The 18,228-nt window shown below is 61.3% G+C and carries 16 protein-coding genes; 9 read left to right on the top strand and 7 right to left on the bottom strand.

What is annotated here, in order from left to right:
* Window positions 1–85: 85 nt before the first annotated feature.
* The 5 genes from prpF to ACLH0H_RS16510 all read right to left on the bottom strand — a co-directional run bounded on the left by prpF (window position 86) and on the right by ACLH0H_RS16510 (window position 6,951).
* A complete protein-coding gene (prpF, locus tag ACLH0H_RS16530; protein ID WP_411378816.1) occupies window positions 86–1,276 on the bottom strand; it encodes a 2-methylaconitate cis-trans isomerase PrpF in 1,191 nt (396 codons plus the stop codon).
* Window positions 1,277–1,285: 9 nt separating this feature from the next.
* The gene (gene acnD, locus ACLH0H_RS16525; RefSeq protein ID WP_411378815.1) at window positions 1,286–3,880 is read right to left on the bottom strand and encodes a Fe/S-dependent 2-methylisocitrate dehydratase AcnD; all 2,595 of its coding nucleotides are present in this window, start codon (window positions 3,878–3,880) and stop codon (window positions 1,286–1,288) included.
* Between the two features lie 207 nt (window positions 3,881–4,087).
* Entirely contained in the window at window positions 4,088–5,215 is a 1,128-nt protein-coding gene (prpC, locus tag ACLH0H_RS16520; protein WP_076949517.1) for a 2-methylcitrate synthase, read from the bottom strand.
* Window positions 5,216–5,347: 132 nt separating this feature from the next.
* A complete protein-coding gene (prpB, locus tag ACLH0H_RS16515) occupies window positions 5,348–6,241 on the bottom strand; it encodes a methylisocitrate lyase (RefSeq protein WP_186693330.1) in 894 nt (297 codons plus the stop codon).
* Window positions 6,238–6,951: a GntR family transcriptional regulator gene (locus tag ACLH0H_RS16510; protein WP_076949519.1), complete on the bottom strand. Its 714-nt coding sequence runs from the start codon at window positions 6,949–6,951 to the stop codon at window positions 6,238–6,240. Before ACLH0H_RS16510 ends, prpB begins: the two co-directional genes overlap by 4 nt.
* A gap of 271 nt (window positions 6,952–7,222) precedes the next feature.
* Between ACLH0H_RS16510 and ACLH0H_RS16505 the strand changes: the two genes are divergently transcribed.
* The 6 genes from ACLH0H_RS16505 to ACLH0H_RS16480 all read left to right on the top strand — a co-directional run bounded on the left by ACLH0H_RS16505 (window position 7,223) and on the right by ACLH0H_RS16480 (window position 12,700).
* Entirely contained in the window at window positions 7,223–7,756 is a 534-nt protein-coding gene (locus ACLH0H_RS16505; RefSeq protein ID WP_076949520.1) for an ATP-dependent zinc protease, read from the top strand.
* 5 nt (window positions 7,757–7,761) lie between these two features.
* Complete coding sequence (locus tag ACLH0H_RS16500; RefSeq protein ID WP_076949521.1) at window positions 7,762–9,291, top strand: inactive transglutaminase family protein; 1,530 nt, start codon at window positions 7,762–7,764, stop codon at window positions 9,289–9,291.
* Entirely contained in the window at window positions 9,291–10,277 is a 987-nt protein-coding gene (locus tag ACLH0H_RS16495) for an alpha-L-glutamate ligase-like protein (RefSeq protein ID WP_411378814.1), read from the top strand. The genes ACLH0H_RS16500 and ACLH0H_RS16495 overlap by 1 nt, the downstream gene beginning before the upstream one ends.
* A gap of 192 nt (window positions 10,278–10,469) precedes the next feature.
* Complete coding sequence (gene pabB, locus ACLH0H_RS16490; protein ID WP_411378813.1) at window positions 10,470–11,813, top strand: aminodeoxychorismate synthase component I; 1,344 nt, start codon at window positions 10,470–10,472, stop codon at window positions 11,811–11,813.
* Between the two features lie 228 nt (window positions 11,814–12,041).
* Complete coding sequence (locus ACLH0H_RS16485) at window positions 12,042–12,344, top strand: type II toxin-antitoxin system HigB family toxin (RefSeq protein WP_411382424.1); 303 nt, start codon at window positions 12,042–12,044, stop codon at window positions 12,342–12,344.
* The gene (locus ACLH0H_RS16480; protein WP_076949525.1) at window positions 12,344–12,700 is read left to right on the top strand and encodes a type II toxin-antitoxin system HigA family antitoxin; all 357 of its coding nucleotides are present in this window, start codon (window positions 12,344–12,346) and stop codon (window positions 12,698–12,700) included. Before ACLH0H_RS16485 ends, ACLH0H_RS16480 begins: the two co-directional genes overlap by 1 nt.
* 130 nt (window positions 12,701–12,830) lie before the next feature.
* On the opposite strand, the gene thrH is transcribed toward ACLH0H_RS16480, so the two are convergent.
* Window positions 12,831–13,448, bottom strand: a complete 618-nt coding sequence (thrH, locus tag ACLH0H_RS16475) for a bifunctional phosphoserine phosphatase/homoserine phosphotransferase ThrH (RefSeq protein WP_411378812.1) — start codon at window positions 13,446–13,448, stop codon at window positions 12,831–12,833.
* Between the two features lie 154 nt (window positions 13,449–13,602).
* On the opposite strand from thrH, the gene ACLH0H_RS16470 reads away from it, so the two are divergent.
* The 3 genes from ACLH0H_RS16470 (at window position 13,603) to ACLH0H_RS16460 (ending at window position 17,091) form a co-directional block, all read left to right on the top strand.
* Window positions 13,603–14,337: a phosphoadenylyl-sulfate reductase gene (locus tag ACLH0H_RS16470; RefSeq protein ID WP_076949527.1), complete on the top strand. Its 735-nt coding sequence runs from the start codon at window positions 13,603–13,605 to the stop codon at window positions 14,335–14,337.
* Between the two features lie 481 nt (window positions 14,338–14,818).
* Complete coding sequence (locus ACLH0H_RS16465) at window positions 14,819–16,348, top strand: NCS1 family nucleobase:cation symporter-1 (protein WP_411378811.1); 1,530 nt, start codon at window positions 14,819–14,821, stop codon at window positions 16,346–16,348.
* Between the two features lie 14 nt (window positions 16,349–16,362).
* A complete protein-coding gene (locus ACLH0H_RS16460; RefSeq protein WP_411378810.1) occupies window positions 16,363–17,091 on the top strand; it encodes an aspartate/glutamate racemase family protein in 729 nt (242 codons plus the stop codon).
* A 97-nt stretch (window positions 17,092–17,188) separates the two neighbouring features.
* On the opposite strand, the gene ACLH0H_RS16455 is transcribed toward ACLH0H_RS16460, so the two are convergent.
* Window positions 17,189–18,112, bottom strand: coding sequence for a LysR substrate-binding domain-containing protein (locus tag ACLH0H_RS16455; protein WP_411378809.1), 924 nt, complete (start codon window positions 18,110–18,112; stop codon window positions 17,189–17,191).
* Window positions 18,113–18,228 lie beyond the last annotated feature (116 nt).

Here is an 18,228-nt window from a genome sequence, read left to right as displayed (position 1 = left end):
AAGGCGGTGGGTCAGGTAACACATCTGTGACTGACACCCCGCCTTCGCGAGCAAGCCCGCTCCCACATTTGGTCCGTGCGGGATTTTAGAAAGCGTCGCCGGGGATGCGTACGAAACCTTCCATCAATACTCGTGCGCTGCGGCTCATGATGGCTTTTTTCACCACCCACTCGCCGTTCACCTGGGTGGCCTCGGCGCCGACGCGCAGGGTGCCGGAGGGATGCCCGAAACGCACGGCGTTACGCTCTACACCGCCCGCCGCGAGGTTGACCAAGGTCCCGGAAATCGCCGCCGCCGTGCCGATCGCTACCGCCGCCGTGCCCATCATGGCGTGGTGCAGCTTGCCCATGGACAGCGCCCGAACCAACAGGTCCACATCGGCGGCCTTGACCGGCTTGCCGCTGGATGCCACGTAATCCGCAGGCTTGGCCACAAACGCCACTTTCGGCGTGTGCTGGCGCTGGGCGGCTTCGTCGAGGTGCTTGATCAGCCCCATGCGTAAAGCGCCATGGGCCCGCACGGTTTCGAACATGGCCAGGGCCTTGGGGTCGCTGTTGATCGCACCTTGCAGCTCGGTGCCGGTGTAGCCGAGGTCCTGGGCATTGATGAAGATCGTCGGGATACCGGCATTGATCAGCGTCGCCTTGAAAGTGCCGACACCCGGTACTTCCAGCTCATCCACCAGGTTGCCGGTGGGAAACATCGAGCCACCGCCGCCCTCTTCTTCCGCCGCCGGGTCCATGAATTCAAGCTGCACTTCGGCGGCCGGGAAGGTCACGCCGTCCAGCTCGAAATCGCCGGTTTCCTGCACCGCGCCGTCGGTGATCGGCACGTGGGCAATGATGGTCTTGCCGATGTTGGCCTGCCACACCCGCACCACAGCCACGCCGTCATAGGGCACGCGCGCGGCGTCGACCAGCCCCGCGCTGATCGCGAACGCGCCGACCGCCGCCGACAGGTTGCCGCAGTTGCCGCTCCAGTCGACGAAGGGCTTGTCGATGGAGACTTGGCCAAACAGGTAATCCACGTCGTGGCCGGCGCGGGTGCTCTTGGCGAGGATCACGGTTTTGCTGGTGCTCGACGTGGCGCCGCCCATGCCGTCGATCTGCTTGTCGTAGGGATCGGGGCTGCCGATTACCCGCAGCAGCAGGGCGTCGCGCGCGGCCCCCGGTACCTGCGCCGCTTCGGGCAGGTCCTTGAGGCTGAAAAATACACCCTTGCTGGTGCCGCCACGCATATAGGTGGCGGGGATCTTGATTTGCGCTACGTGTGCCATGGTTACCTCTCAGGCGGTCGCCGCCGATTCCAGGAAGTCCTGGGCAAAACGCTGCAACACGCCGCCCGCCTCGTAGATCGACACTTCTTCGGCAGTGTCCAGGCGGCAGGTCACCGGCACTTCGACACGTTCGCCATTCTTGCGGTTGATCACCAATGTCAGGGTGGCACGCGGGGTGCGCTCGCCGATCACGTCATAGGTTTCGCTGCCGTCGATCTGCAAGGTCTTGCGATCGGTGCCCGGCAGAAACTCCAGCGGCAACACGCCCATGCCCACCAGGTTGGTGCGGTGGATCCGCTCGAAGCCTTCGGCGGCAATCGCTTCGACACCGGCCAGGCGCACGCCCTTGGCCGCCCAGTCGCGGGACGAGCCCTGGCCGTAGTCGGCGCCGGCAATGATGATCAGTGGCTGCTTGCGCTCCATGTAGGTTTCGATGGCCTCCCACATGCGCGTGACCTGGCCTTCCGGCTCGATGCGCGCCAGGGAGCCCTGCTTGACCTTGCCGTTTTCCACCACCATTTCGTTGAACAGTTTCGGGTTGGCAAAGGTCGCGCGCTGGGCGGTCAGATGGTCGCCACGGTGGGTCGCATAGGAGTTGAAATCGACCTCCGGCAAGCCCATTTTCGCCAGGTATTCGCCGGCGGCGCTGTCGAGCATGATCGCGTTGGACGGCGACAGGTGATCAGTGGTGATGTTGTCCGGCAGCACCGCCAGCGGGCGCATGCCCTTGAGCGGACGCGCACCGGCCAGCGCGCCTTCCCAGTACGGCGGGCGGCGGATGTAGGTGCTCTGCGGGCGCCAGTCGTACAGCGGCGCGACTTTGGGGCCGGTGTCTTCGTGGATCGCGAACATCGGGATATACACCGCGCGAAACTGCTCCGGCTTGACCGAGGCCTTGACCACGGCGTCGATCTCTTCGTCGCTGGGCCAGATGTCCTTCAGGCGGATCTCGTTGCCGTCGGCGTCGAGGCCAAGCACGTCCTTTTCGATGTCGAAACGGATGGTGCCGGCAATCGCGTAGGCCACCACCAACGGCGGCGACGCGAGGAAGGCTTGCTTGGCGTACGGGTGAATCCGCCCGTCGAAGTTGCGGTTGCCCGAGAGCACGGCGGTGGCGTACAGGTCGCGGTCGATGATTTCCTGCTGGATCGCCGGGTCCAGCGCGCCGGACATGCCGTTGCAGGTGGTGCAGGCAAACGCGACCACGCCAAAGCCGAGTTTTTCCAGGTCATGGCCCAGGCCGGCTTCTTCCAGGTACATCGCCACGGTTTTCGAGCCCGGCGCCAGGGACGATTTGACCCACGGCTTGCGCGCCAGCCCCAGTTTGTTCGCGTTGCGCGCCAGCAGCCCTGCGGCAATCACGTTGCGTGGGTTGCTGGTGTTGGTGCAACTGGTGATGGCGGCGATGATCACCGCGCCGTCGGGCATTTGCCCCGGCACGTCATCCCACTGGCCGCTGATGCCTTTGGACGCCAGGTCGCGGGTGGCGACGCGCGCGTGCGGGTTGCTCGGGCCTGCCATGTTGCGCACGACGCTGGACAGGTCGAAGGTGAGGCCGCGCTCGTATTGCGCGCCCTTGAGGTCATCGGCCCACAGCCCGGTGTGGCGTGCGTATTGTTCGACCAGGGCGACTTGTTCGTCTTCGCGGCCGGTGAGCTTGAGGTAGGCGATGGTTTGCGCATCGATATAAAACATCGCCGCCGTGGCGCCGTATTCCGGGGCCATGTTGGAGATGGTCGCGCGGTCGCCGAGGGTCAATGCCGAAGCCCCCTCACCGAAAAATTCCAGCCACGCGCCGACGACTTTCTGCTGGCGCAAGAACTCGGTCAGCGCCAGCACCATATCCGTGGCCGTGATGCCCGGTTGCAGCTTGCCGGTAAGCTCCACGCCGACACTTTCCGGCAGGCGCATCCACGAGGCGCGGCCGAGCATCACGCTCTCGGCTTCCAGGCCGCCGACGCCAATGGCGATCACGCCCAAGGCATCCACGTGCGGGGTATGGCTGTCGGTGCCGACGCAGGTATCCGGGAATGCCACGCCGTCGCGTACCTGAATCACCGGGGACATTTTCTCCAGGTTGATCTGGTGCATGATGCCGTTGCCTGGCGGGATCACATCGACGTTCTTGAAGGCCTTCTTGGTCCACTCGATAAAGTGGAAGCGGTCTTCGTTGCGACGGTCTTCGATGGCGCGGTTCTTTTCGAACGCGTCCGGGTCGAAACCACCGGCTTCGACGGCCAGAGAATGGTCGACGATCAATTGGGTCGGCACCACCGGGTTGACCTGCGCCGGGTCGCCGCCTTGCAAGGCGATGGCATCGCGCAGGCCGGCGAGGTCGACCAGCGCTGTCTGGCCGAGGATGTCGTGGCAAACCACGCGCGCCGGGAACCAGGGAAAGTCGAGGTCGCGCTTGCGTTCGATCAGTTGGCTCAAGGATGCGTCGAGGGTGGCCGGGTCGCAGCGACGCACCAGGTTTTCGGCGAGTACGCGGGAGGTGTAGGGCAAGGTGGCGTAGGCGCCGGGGGTGATGGCTTCGACCGCCGCGCGGGCGTCGAAGTAATCCAGGCGGCTGCCGGGGAGCGGTTTGCGAAATTCAGTGTTCATCGTCGGGACTCGGTCACGGTGGTTAGACGGCACGAACCTGTGGCACTCGGCTGGATGAATGCAGCCCCTGTGGGAGCCGGGCTTGCCCGCGATAGCGATGTAACTGCCGACAGATGTGTTGAATGTCAGTCAGTCATCGCGGGCAAGCCCGGCTCCCACAGGGATTTGGTTCCAACCATGAAAACCGGTGTCTCAGGTTCATCCCATTCAGCGACGTTCGATTGGCACGAACTTGCGCTGTTCTACGCCGGTGTACTCGGCGCTTGGACGGATGATGCGGTTGTTGGCGCGCTGTTCGAACACGTGCGCGGCCCAGCCAGTGAGGCGCGAGCATACGAAGATCGGGGTGAACAGCTTGGTCGGGATGCCCATGAAGTGGTACGCCGAGGCATGGTAGAAATCAGCGTTGGGGAACAGCTTCTTCTGCTCCCACATGGTCTTGTCGATGGCTTCGGAAACCGCGAACAGCACCTTATCGCCCACTTCATCGGCGAGCTTTTTCGACCAGCCTTTGATCACCTCATTGCGCGGGTCGCTGTCTTTGTAGATCGCGTGGCCGAAGCCCATGATCTTGTCCTTGCGCGCGAGCATGCCGAGGGTGCCTTCGACGGCTTCTTCAGCCGAACCGAAACGCTCGATCATTTCCATCGCCGCTTCGTTGGCGCCGCCATGCAGCGGGCCGCGCAGGGAGCCGATGGCGGCGGTGACGCAGGAATACAGGTCCGACAGGGTCGACGCACACACCCGCGCGGTGAAGGTGGAGGCGTTGAATTCGTGCTCGGCGTAGAGGATCAGCGATACGTTCATGACCTTCTCATGCAGCTCGCTCGGCTTCTTGCCGTGCAGCAGGTGCAGGAAGTGAGCGCCGATGGAAGGTTCGTCGGTCACGCAATCGATACGCTGGCCGTCGTGGCTGAAGCGGTACCAGTAGCACATGATCGCCGGGAACGCGGCAAGCAGGCGGTCGGTGACATCGCGCTGCACGCTGAAGTCTTTCTCGGGTTCGATATTGCCCAGGAACGAGCAACCGGTGCGCATCACGTCCATCGGGTGGGCGTCGGCGGGGATGCGTTCCAGCACTTCTTTCAGCGCCTGTGGCAGGTCGCGCAGCTTGCCCAGCTTCTTGCTGTAGTCCGCCAGCTCGGCCTGGGTCGGCAACTCGCCGTACAGCAGCAGGTAGGCGACTTCTTCGAACTGCGCATCGGCGGCCAGTTCGCGCACGTCGTAGCCGCGATAGGTCAGGCCGGCACCGGCCTGGCCCACGGTGGACAGCGCAGTCTGCCCGGCAACCTGGCCACGCAGGCCGGCGCCACTCAATACTTTTGCTTCAGCCATGGTTTTCTCCAATTTTGTAGTTGTTCAGGGAGCCACCTGTGGGAGCGGGCTTGCCCGCGATGACTGACTGCCAGCCAACATTGCTATCGACTGACACACCGCTATCGCGGGCAAGCCCGCTCCCACAGGGGGTTATTTCTTTGCCGCGAACAATGCGTCGAGCTTCTGCTCGAAGGTGTGGTAGTCGATGCGATCGTAAAGCTCCATGCGGGTTTGCATGGTGTCGATCACGTTTTGCTGGGTGCCGTCGCGACGGATCGCGGTGTAGACGTTTTCGGCCGCCTTGTTCATGGCGCGGAAGGCCGAGAGCGGGTACAGCACGATGGAAACATCGGCAGATTTCAACTGTTCGGTGGTGAACAGCGGCGTGGCGCCGAATTCAGTGATATTGGCCAGGATCGGTGCTTTCACGCGGGAGGCGAACAGCTTGTACATCTCCAACTCAGTAATCGCCTCCGGGAACACCATGTCGGCGCCGGCCTCGATGCACGCAGCGGCCCTTTCCAGCGCGGACTCCAGGCCTTCGACGGCCAGGGCATCGGTGCGCGCCATGATCACGAAGCTGTCATCGGTGCGTGCGTCCACGGCGGCCTTGATGCGGTCGACCATTTCCTGCTGCGACACGATTTCCTTGTTGGGGCGATGACCGCAGCGTTTGGCGCCGACCTGGTCTTCGATATGGATGGCCGCCGCGCCGAACTTGATCATCGACTTGACGGTACGCGCCACGTTGAACGCCGAGGAACCGAAACCGGTGTCTACATCCACCAGCAGCGGCAGGTCGCACACGTCGGTGATGCGGCGTACGTCAGTCAATACGTCATCCAGGCCGGTGATGCCCAGGTCCGGCACGCCCAGGGAGCCGGCGGCCACGCCGCCACCGGACAGGTAGATCGCCTTGAAACCGGCGCGCTTGGCCAGCAAGGCGTGGTTGGCATTGATCGCGCCGACGACCTGCAAGGGCTGCTCGCTGGCGACCGCGTCACGGAAACGCTGGCCTGGGGTGCTGTTGTTGTAATGACTCATGACTCACCTCGTGATGAAGGAGCGCCGCCTGGGAAGTGACGGGCAATGTTGCGTTTGGAAGCGCCGATATGCCGGCGCATCAACAGTTCGGCCAGTTCACCGTCACGATCGGCAATCGCGTCGAGAATGCGGTGATGCTCGGCAAAGGCCTGGCGTGGACGATTGGGCGTAGCGGAGAACTGGATGCGGTACATGCGCACCAATTGATACAGCTCGCCGCAGAGCATCTGGGTCAGGGTGCGGTTGCCGGCGCCTTGGATGATCCGGTAATGAAAGTCGAAGTCGCCTTCCTGCTGGTAGTAGCCGAGGCCGGCCTGGAACGCTTCGTCGCGTTCGTGGGTGTGCAGCACCTGGCGCAGTTCTTCGATTTGCGCGTCGGTCATGCGTTCAGCGGCCAGGCGGCACGCCATGCCTTCGAGGGACTCGCGGATTTCATAGAGTTCGACCAGCTCGGCGTGGCTCAACGAAACCACTCGCGCACCGACGTGAGGCACGCGGACCAACAGGCGCTGGCCTTCCAGGCGGTGGATCGCTTCGCGCAACGGGCCGCGACTGATGCCATAGGTGCGCGCCAGTTCCGGCTCGGAGATCTTGCTGCCGGGGGCGATCTCACCCTTGACGATCGCAGCCTGGATCCGCCTGAAGACGTTCTCGGACATGGTCTGAGAATCGTCGTGCGCCATCCCTGGGGATTCCAGCTGGTCCAGCATATTGTCGACACCTTTAAAAGCAATGCCGCAAAAACTAGCCAATAACCCCCTATTAGTCAAAGAATAAATCCACATTGTCGACAATCGTCTAATAACGTTTGCTGCGTGCGTCAGCGGCATGGCCGCCTGCCAGCGCTGGCGCCAAAAAAGCATCATGTTAGAATGCCGCCGCATTTGCCTGACATCGCTAGATGAAACGGCGCACGAAGGAGCTTGCGCAGTAATGCCGGTCGCCTTGAATCACACATCGCACTGCACCGCATCAGGATCTATGAGACTCAAGCCCCTCCCCCTGTTTTGTCTACTATTGCTGCCTGGCCTTGGCGCTGCCGCCGAGAAGACCGTGTATGGCCTCAACGAATATGCCCAGTTGGCCGGGATTGACCTGGAAGTCGCCGCCAAACTGGACACCGGCGCCAAGACCGCGTCCCTCAGCGCCCGTGATATCAAGCGCTTCAAGCGCAACGGCGAATCCTGGGTGCGCTTCTACCTGGCCATTGACACCGCCCATTCCCACCCCATCGAACGCCCCCTGGCGCGCGTGAGCAAGATCAAGCGCCGCGCCGGCGACTACGACCCCGATGAGGACAAGAACTACACCGCCCGTCCGGTGATTGCCCTGGATATCTGCATGGGCACTGCTTTACGCAGCATCGAAGTGAACTTGACTGACCGCAGCGCCTTCCAATACCCGCTGCTGATCGGCTCCGAAGCGTTGAAACGCTTTGATGCGCTGGTCGACCCCAGTCTTAAATACGCAGCAGGCAAACCTGCCTGTGTCGCCGACGCTCATACCGCCGAGTAACTCCCATGCGCTCTCTCACTATGCACCTGAAAATCCTGATCGCCGTCCTGGTGGCACTGGGCATTTCGATCACGGCCTATCAGATTTTCGCGCTGGGCATCCCGGTCACCGAAGACGCGATGGAAGACCTGTGGAACATCGACGCCAAAGTCGAGTTCGTCGCCAACGCCAAGGACCCGGTCAAGGTGCAGATGTTCGTGCCGCCATTGAACCGCGACTACGTCAGCCTCAATGAAAGTTTCATTTCCAACAACTACGGGGTCAGCGTCAACCGCCTCGACGGCAATCGCAAGGTCACTTGGTCGGCACGCCGCGCCAAGGGCACGCAAACCCTGTATTACCGCCTGGTGTTGACCAAGCGCGAGGGCGAGAAGAGCAAGGTCAAGGGCCCGATCTTCCGTGACAGCATCGCCGTGGAAGGCCCGGAAAAAATCGCCGCCGAAGCCTTGCTCGCGCCGATCCGCCAGCACTCGGCCGATGTCGAGACCTTTATCAGCGAAGCCATCAAACGCACCAACAACCTCAACGACGACAACGTCAAGCTGCTGCTGGCCGGCGACACGTCCACCGCGCACAAGGCCAAGATCATCGAGTTGGTGCTGTCCATCGGCCATGTCCCGGTGGAGCGCGTGCACACCCTGCGCCTGGAGGCGAACCAGCCGCAAACCCCGGAACTCTGGCTGCGCAGCTTCAATGGCAATGACTGGCTGTATTTCAACCCCGAAACCGGTGAGCAAGGCCTGCCCGCCGACCGCCTGCTGTGGTGGATCGGCGATGAAAACCTGATCACCGTCGACGGCGGCAAGAAAGCCACTGTCACCTTCAGCCTCGACAACAGCCGCATGAACGCCCTGCGCCTGGCCAAGCTGACGGATGAGAGCACCGACTCCAACTTCCTCGGCTACTCGCTGTACAACCTGCCGCTGCAAACCCAGCAAACGTTCATGATCATGGTGATGATCCCGATCGGCGTGCTGGTGATCCTGATCCTGCGCAACCTGATTGGCCTGCAGACGTTGGGCACGTTCACCCCGGTACTGGTGGCGCTGGCGTTCCGCGAAACCCAACTGGGCTTCGGCATCGCGTTGTTCACCATCATTACGGCGCTGGGGCTGTCGTTGCGCTCCTACCTGGAGCATCTGAAGCTGCAGATGCTGCCGAGGCTGTCGGTGGTGCTGACGTTCGTGGTGGTGCTGATCGCGGCGATCAGCCTGTTCAGCCACAAGCTGGGCCTGGAGCGCGGCTTGTCGGTGGCGCTGTTCCCGATGGTGATCCTGACCATGACCATCGAACGCCTGTCGATCACCTGGGAAGAACGCGGCGCCACCCATGCGCTGAAAGTGGCGGTGGGTACGCTGTTCGCCGCGTCCCTGGCGCACCTGATCATGAGCGTGCCGGAGCTGGTGTATTTCGTGTTTACCTTCCCGGCGATCCTGTTGATTCTGGTGGGCTTTATGCTGGCCATGGGTCGCTATCGCGGTTACCGCCTGACCGAGCTGGTGCGTTTCAAGGCCTTCTTGAAGGCTGACCAGTAATGTTCGGCCTCTGGAAGACCTGGAAAGCCCTGGAAGCGCGGGGAATCATGGGCATCAACCGTCGTAATGCCGACTACGTGCTCAAGTACAACAAGCGCAGCCTGTACCCGATCGTGGATGACAAGATCATCACCAAGGAACGGGCGATTGCCGCCGGCATCCACGTGCCGGAGATGTACGGGGTGATCTCCACCGAGAAGGAAATCGACAAGCTCGACGCGATCATTGGCGGGCGCAGCGACTTCGTGATCAAGCCGGCCCAAGGCGCCGGCGGTGACGGCATCCTGGTGGTGGCGGATCGTTTCGAGGGGCGCTATCGCACGGTGTCCGGCAAGATCATCAGCCATGAAGAGATCGAGCATCAGATCTCCAGCATCCTCACCGGCCTGTATTCCCTGGGCGGTCACCGCGACCGCGCGCTGATCGAGTACCGCGTGGTGCCCGACCAGATCTTCAAGAGCATCAGCTACGAAGGCGTGCCGGATATCCGCATCATCGTATTGATGGGCTACCCGGTGATGGCGATGCTGCGGTTGCCGACGCGTCAGTCCGGCGGCAAGGCCAACCTGCACCAGGGCGCCATCGGCGTCGGTGTCGACTTGGCCACCGGCCTGACCCTGCGCGGCACCTGGCTGAACAACATCATCACCAAACACCCCGACACCACCAATGCGGTGGATGGCGTGCAGTTGCCCAACTGGGACGGTTTCATGAAGCTTGCGGCCGGTTGCTATGAACTGTGCGGGTTGGGCTATATCGGCGTGGACATGGTGCTGGACCAGGAGAAAGGCCCGCTGATCCTGGAGCTGAATGCGCGGCCGGGGCTGAATATCCAGATTGCCAACGACTGCGGCTTGACCTTGCGCACCCATGCGGTGGAGGCGCGGCTGGAAGCGCTGAAGACAGCCGGTGTGACGGAAACGCCGGAAGAGCGGGTGGAGTTCGTGCAGGAAATGTTTGGGCATATTCCGCCGGTTGAAGGCTGAACATTGATCCAATGTGGGAGCGGGCTTGCTCGCGAATGCGGAGTGTCAGTCAGTACATTTGTTACTGACCCACCGTTTTCGCGAGCAAGCCCGCTCCCACATTCAGAGCTCCACATTTTAAACCGTGCTAGGACCAAAGCTTCGGGGGGACTACAATCTTCTCCCCCCACGCCAACAGCTGATCCACCCCGCATGTCGACCTGCTCCCTACACCCGCTGCCCTACCGGGCCAACCCCGCCGAGTACTTTGCGGCGATTCGCCATGCGCCCGGCGCGGTGCTGCTGGACAGCGGCCGGCCGGTTGCCGAGCGCGGGCGGTATGACCTGCTCAGCGCCTGGCCACAGGCGACGTTGACGGTTTCACCCGACGAAAGCGGCCATGATTTCCTGCAACGCTTGCGCAAAAACCTCAAGCAACTGGGTGAAGCGGTTCTACCGCAGGGTTATGAGCTGCCGTTTGCCGGGGGCTTGATCGGCTACCTGAGCTACGATTTCGGCCGACACCTGGAACAGATGCCGCACTTGGCCGCGGACGACCTGCACCTGCCGGATGCGCGCTTTGGACTGTATGCCTGGGCGTTGATCAGCGACCATCAGGCGCAGACCACCCAGTTGGTGTTTCATCCAACACTGGCGGACAGCGAGCGGCAGCGCCTGATTGCCTTGTTCAGCCAGCCAGTCGCCGAGTCAACGGCAAGCTTCAAACTCCACGGTCCCATGGCCGCGGACCTCACCGCCGAGGCTTACCGCCAGGCCATCGCGCGCATCCACGCCTACATCCAGGCCGGCGACTGCTACCAGGTCAACTTCGCCCAGCGCTTTCGCGCGCCGTGCAGCGGTGATCCCTGGGCGGCTTATTGCGCCCTGCGCGAAGCCTGCCCGACGCCCTTTTCCGGCTTCCAGAGCCTGCCGGACGACGGCGCGGTGCTGAGCCTGTCGCCCGAGCGTTTCGTTCATATCAGCGAACGCCGCGTCGAAACCCGCCCGATCAAAGGCACCCGTCCCCGTGGCTTGACGCCTGAAGAAGACGCCGCCAACGCCGCCGAACTGCTGGCCAGCCCCAAGGACCGCGCCGAAAACCTGATGATCGTCGACCTGCTGCGCAACGACCTCGGCCGCACCTGCCGCACCGGCTCGGTGAGCGTGCCGGAACTGTTCAGCCTGGAAAGCTACCCCAACGTGCACCACTTGGTGAGCAGCGTCATCGGCCAATTGGCCGACGGCAAAGACGCCCTCGACCTGATCGCCGGCAGTTTCCCCGGAGGCTCCATCACCGGCGCGCCGAAGATCCGCGCGATGCAGATCATCGACGAACTGGAGCCGACCCGACGCGGCTTGTATTGCGGTTCGCTGCTGTACCTGGACGTGCGCGGGGAGATGGACAGCTCCATCGCCATTCGCAGTTTGCTGGTGAAGGATGGGCAGGTGTGCTGCTGGGGCGGCGGCGGGATTGTCGCCGATTCACAGTGGGAGGCGGAGTATCAGGAGTCGCTGACGAAGGTGCGGGTGTTGTTACAAACTTTGGAAAGTCTGTAGCGCTCAGCCCGCCTTGGGCTTGGACGTAGTGCCACACAGCAGGACAAGATCTGAATCAGAACGACTGTGGACGGGAGCATGACCCGGGCGATAGCGTCCAACTCCGACCGCCCACCAGCCGTTTGTGAGGGATCACATGAAGCGTCTGCTTACTCGTCAGAATTTATTTCCGAGATTGCATCTCAACCCAAGCACACCTATCATCTCCCAAATTGGGAGGTCACAGCAATGCGAATAATCGCTCTGTCTACCCTACGAATATTCTGGGAGAGCCATCCGGCCTATTTAGATGCCAAAATGCCACTAGTCGAGCTTTATCGCCATCTGGAAAAGGCCGATTACCCGTCACCGCAATTGCTCAAGGCAGAGCTGAGAGCGGCAAGCATTCTCAAAGGTAGCCGGGTTGTGTTCAACGTGGGCGGCAATAAATATCGAGTGATCATGGCGATCAACTATCAGCGACAGCTTGGGTTCATACGTTTCGTGGGGACTCATGCGCAGTATGATCAGATCAACGCGGAGACCGTGTGATGAACATCAAACCTATACATTCCCATGAGGATCTAGCCGCGGCGCTTGCGCGTGTGGAACAGCTATGGGGAGCGCAAATCGGCTCACCCGAGGGGGACGAGCTGGAGATCCTCGCCATTCTCATCGAGAAGTACGAGGCCGAGCATTATCCAATGCCACCTTCTGATCCCGTGGAGGCGATTAAATTTCGGATGGAACAACTGGGCATGACTGCCCGTGATCTGGAGCCTTTTATCGGCACCAGTGGGAGGGTTTCAGAAGTGCTGAACCATAAGCGCAAGTTGAGTCTGTCGATGATCAAGCGTTTGCATGAAGGCTTGCGCATTCCTTATGAGAGCTTGCTGGCAGGAGTGTAGCGCGAAGATGTGCAGTGCCTGTACGGGCCCCTTCGCGAGCAAGCCCGCTCCCACATTTTTTGATGTTTGAATACCGTTTAATGTGAGAGCTGGCTTGCCTGCGAAGAGGCCATCAGCCGCGCGGAATGACCTACAGGCTCAACTGCCGATTCGACGCCTTGATGAACTCTTTTTTCAAATCCTCGAATGTATGCACCGCCGGGAATTGCGGGAACTCACGAATCACATTCTCGGGTGCGTGAAACAGGATCCCACGGTCGGCCTCGCCGAGCATGGTGGTGTCGTTGTAGGAATCGCCGGCGGCGATCACGCGGTAGTACAGGCTCTTGAAGGCCAGTACCGACTGGCGCTTGGGGTCTTTCTGGCGCAGTTGGTAACTGACCACGCGGTCGGTTTGATCAGTGATCAGGCGGTGGCACAGCAGGGTCGGGAAACCCAGTTGGCGCATCAGCGGCTGGGAGAATTCATAGAAGGTGTCCGACAGGATTACCACCTGGAAGCGCTCGCGCAGCCAGTTGACGAACTCGATGGCGCCGTCCAGCGGCTTGAGGGTGGCGATGACTGCCTGGATGTCGGCGAGCTTGAGCCCATGCTCATCGAGGATACGCAGGCGCTGCTGCATCAGCACGTCGTAGTCGGGAATGTCCCGGGTGGTGGCCCGCAGGGATTCAATACCGGTTTTTTCGGCGAAGGCGATCCAGATTTCCGGGACCAGTACCCCTTCCAGGTCGAGACAGGCAATTTCCACAAGACACTCCCGTTTTAGATGTTGTTTGGTTGAGCGAGCAAAAGAACTGCCGAACTCTAGCGATTCAAGCTCGCCGCCGCAACGCAGGGCGGTTTTTGATACCATCACCCCCCTAGAGAGCGCTCAGCGCCACTGACCTGTAGGAACCGTCCTGATGAACCAAGCCTTCGACGTCGTTGAACTCGCCACGACTTACGCCAACAAATCCGCCCAGGATATTCTCAAGCTGGCGTTCAGCCAGTTCGGTGATGACCTGTGGATTTCCTTCAGCGGCGCCGAGGACGTGGTGCTGGTAGACATGGCCTGGAAGCTGAACAAGAACGTCAAGGTATTCAGCCTCGACACCGGCCGCCTGCACCCGGAGACCTACCGGTTCATCGAGCAGGTGCGCGACTTCTACAAGATCGACATCGAACTGATCTCGCCGGACCAGAGCAAGCTGGAACCCTTCGTCAAGGAGAAAGGCCTGTTCAGCTTCTACCGCGATGGCCACGGCGAATGCTGCGGCATCCGCAAGATCGAGCCGCTGCGCCGCAAACTCTCCGGCGTGAAAGCCTGGGCCACCGGCCAACGCCGCGACCAGAGCCCGGGGACCCGCAGCCAGGTCGCCGTGCTGGAAATCGACACGGCCTTCTCGACGCCGGAACGTACCTTATACAAGTTCAACCCGCTGGCGCAGATGACCAGCGAGGAAGTCTGGGGTTACATCCGCATGCTGGAGCTGCCGTATAACAGCCTGCATGAGCGTGGGTTTATCAGCATTGGTTGCGAGCCGTGCACGCGACCGGTGTTGCCGAACCAGCATGAGCGCGAGGGGCGGTGGTGGTGGGAAGAGGCTACGCAGAAGGAGTGCGGGCTGCATGCGGGGAATATTATCAGTAAGGCCTGAGGGTTGATGCGGTAAAAAATGTGAAAACAATGTGGGAGCCGGGCTTGCCCGCGATGGCGGCGGGTCAGTCGACTTTTTCGTGACTGACACTCCGCCATCGCGGGCAAGCCCGGCTCCCACATTTGTTTTGTGTTGCCGCTCAACCTGTACACACAAATGTAACCATCGGTGCCATTTATGTGTGCAATTCTGCTTGAAACGCACCAAAACGTAACACTTCTCTCCTTGCATTTTTTGCTCTTCTGAATCACCCCCTTTCCTGATAAAAATAAATAGCTGTTCAAACGGTCAATTTATATTGCTTTTAATTCAGTCATTTATTTGAATAACCAGCAAAAACGAAATTAGCCCGGGTTTTCCTAGATCTAAAGCTGGCACGCATGTGGCTTAAGGTGGAATACGCTTTGTATACAATAAATACAAAACATACATACACTTTGCCATCCGCGGCCTGGCTGCAGATGTGCTGGAGCCTGCCGGAATGCGTACAACCCTTACGAATGACGTCGCACTGGATCTGCCCTCCTCCACCCTGAGCCCCCAAGCCGCCAGCCCCGGCCCGCTGGTGCTCAGCCCGCGCCTGCACAACAAGGATCTGGCGCCCACCAAGGTAGAAGGCCGGCGCTGGGGGCGCTACAGCATCTTTGCGTTGTGGACCAATGACGTGCACAACATCGCCAACTACTCGTTTGCCATTGGCCTGTATGCATTGGGCCTGGGCGGCTGGCAAATCCTGTTGTCCCTCGGGATCGGCGCGGCGCTGGTGTACTTCTTCATGAACCTGTCGGGCTATATGGGGCAAAAGACCGGCGTGCCGTTCCCGGTGATCAGCCGCATCAGTTTCGGCATTCATGGCGCGCAGATTCCAGCGCTGATCCGTGCGGTCATCGCGATTGCCTGGTTCGGTATCCAGACCTACCTGGCTTCGGTGGTTTTTCGCGTATTACTGACGGCGATTCATCCAGGCTTTGCCGACTATGACCACAACTCGATCCTCGGCCTGTCGTCCCTCGGCTGGGCCTGTTTTGTGGTGATCTGGCTGGTGCAACTGGTGATCCTGGCCTACGGCATGGAGATGGTGCGGCGCTACGAAGGCTTCGCCGGCCCGGTGATCCTGCTCACCGTGGCGTCGTTGGCCGGTTGGATGTATTTCCAGGCCGGCGGCAACATCGCCTGGTCGATCCGCGCCCCCCTCAGCGGTGGCGAGATGTGGCGCAACATCTTTGCGGGGGGTGCGCTGTGGTTGTCGATTTACGGCACGCTGATCCTCAACTTCTGCGACTTCGCCCGCTCCTCGCCGTGCCGCAAGACCATTCAGGTCGGTAACTTCTGGGGCCTGCCGGTGAATATCCTGGTGTTTGCCGCGATCACCGTGCTGCTGTGCGGCGGGCAATTCCAGCTCAATGGCCGGGTGATCGAAAGTCCGACCGAAATCATTGCCGCCATCCCCAACACTTTCTTCCTGGTACTGGGCTGCCTGGCGTTCCTGATCGTCACCGTGGCGGTGAACATCATGGCCAACTTCGTCGCCCCGGCCTTCGTGCTGAGCAACCTGGCGCCCAAGTACCTGAACTTCCGCCGCGCCGGTTTGATCAGCGCCGCCGTAGCCGTGCTGATCCTGCCGTGGAACCTCTATAACAGCCCGCTGGTGATTGTGTATTTCCTGTCCGGCCTGGGCGCGCTGCTGGGGCCGTTGTACGGGGTGATCATGGTCGATTACTGGTTGATTCGTAAAAGCCGGATCGATGTGCCGCAGTTGTACAGCGAAGACCCGAACGGCATTTATTACTACAGCCGCGGGGTCAATCTGCGTGCGGTGGCGGCCTTCATTCCTGCGGCGCTGATCGCTATTTTGCTGGCCCTGTTGCCTGGGTTCGCCAGCGTCTCGCCCTTTTCCTGGTTGTTTGGCGCCGGTATTGCAGGGCTGCTGTACGGGCTGATTGCCAAGCGCCAGTCGTTCTACGCCGATGTCAGCGGCGAAAGCATTGCAGTCGATAACGTCAGTCATTAATCAAAGGACACTCCATGCGTATCCTCGTGGTCAACGTCAACACCACCGAATCCATCACTGAAACCATCGCCCAGCAGGCACGCGCCGTGGCCGCACCGGGCACCGAGATCGTCGGGCTCACGCCTTACTTTGGCGCGGAGTCGGTGGAGGGCAATTTCGAAAGCTACCTGGCCGCCATCGCCGTGATGGACCGGGTGATGGCTTACGACCAACCGTTTGATGCGGTAATCCAGGCCGGCTACGGCGAGCACGGCCGCGAGGGCCTGCAGGAATTATTGAACGTGCCGGTGGTGGACATCACCGAGGCGGCCGCCAGCACCGCGATGTTCCTGGGGCATGCCTATTCGGTGGTGACCACCCTGGACCGGACGGTGCCGTTGATTGAAGACCGCCTGAAACTCGCTGGCCTGTACCAGCGTTGCGCGTCGGTGCGCGCCAGTGGGATGGCGGTGCTGGAGCTGGAAGACAATCCGCTGGCTGCGATGGAGGCCATCGTGCGCCAGGCGGAACTGGCCATCAGCGAGGACAAGGCCGAGGTGATCTGCCTGGGTTGTGGCGGCATGGCCGGGCTGGATGAGCAGATTCGTCGGCGCACCGGGGTACCGGTGGTGGATGGGGTGACGGCGGCGGTGACGATTGCCGAGGCGCTGGTGCGGCTGGGGTTGTCGACCTCTAAAGTCAGGACTTATGCGATGCCGAGGCCGAAGAAGGTGATCGGCTGGCCTGGTAAGTTCGGCCACTGAGATCAAATGTGGGAGGGGGCTTGCTCCCGAAGATGGCGGGTCAGTAATAAATAGGCTGACTGACACGACGCCTTCGGGAGCAAGCCCCCTCCCACATTTAGATTGCACTGAAGCGCTGGCTCAACTGATGCTCGGCAAACTGCTCGATGATGAAATCCACAAACGCTCGGGTCTTGCCAGGCAGCAGTTTGTGTTCGGCGTAGTAAATGGAGATGTTGCCGTCGTCGACGTACCAGTCGGGCAGCACCCGCACCACCGCGCCGCTGTCGAGGAACGGCACGGCCATGGGCATGCTCACCAGGGCAATGCCCAGGCCCTGGGCGCTGGCGCAGCAGGCGGCTTCGGAATCGCTCATGGTCATGCCTGGCTTGAGCATCAAGGGCCTGTGTTCACGCTCGGCACTGGTCAACTGCCAGGAGCGGATGCGCCCGGTTTGTGGCGAGCGGATCAGGATGCCCAGGCAGCGCGCCAGATCCTCGGGGACCAATACCGGCGGGCGCTGCGCCAGATAATCCGGCGAGGCCACCAATACTCGGTGCGCCGGCGTGAGCTTACGGGCCACGACGCCCTGGGGCAGCTCAAAGCCACCGCCGATGGCCGCATCGAAGCCTTGGCCGATCAGGTCGACCTGACGGTTATCGAAATGCCAGTCCGGGCTGATATCTGGAAAATGGCGCATGAACTTCCCCAGCAGCGGCACCACATACCGATTGCCAAACACCGTGCCCATGCTGACCTTGAGCGTGCCCACCGGCCGCCCTTCGGCGCTGGCCAGGTTGGCGACGGCGTTCTGGATGGTGGTGAGGCTGGCGCTGACTTCTTCAAGAAACCGTTTGCCGGCCTCGGTCAGCGTCAGCCGCCGGGTGCTGCGCTGGAACAGACGTACGCCCAGACGCGCTTCCAGCTTGGCGACGCTTTTTCCTACCGCTGCCGGAGTGAGGCTCAGATGTCGCGCCGCCTCGGCAAAGCTGCCCCCTTCGGCGCTGCGCACAAAGCATTCGATACTGCCAAAGCTTTCCATAACGACCCGTTCTAAACTTTTGGTTTACACAGACTATAGCAATCACGGTCTACCTGAGGGGGCCTGTGAGGTTGATACTCGGTTTCAACAACAAGGCAACCTGCCTTGCACCACTT

It is taken from the genome of Pseudomonas sp. MPB26, from assembly GCF_046605355.1.
GTDB lineage: Bacteria > Pseudomonadota > Gammaproteobacteria > Pseudomonadales > Pseudomonadaceae > Aquipseudomonas > Aquipseudomonas cedrina.
Note: the sequence above shows the minus strand (reverse complement) of the source record. Positions and strands in the feature narration are given on the sequence as shown.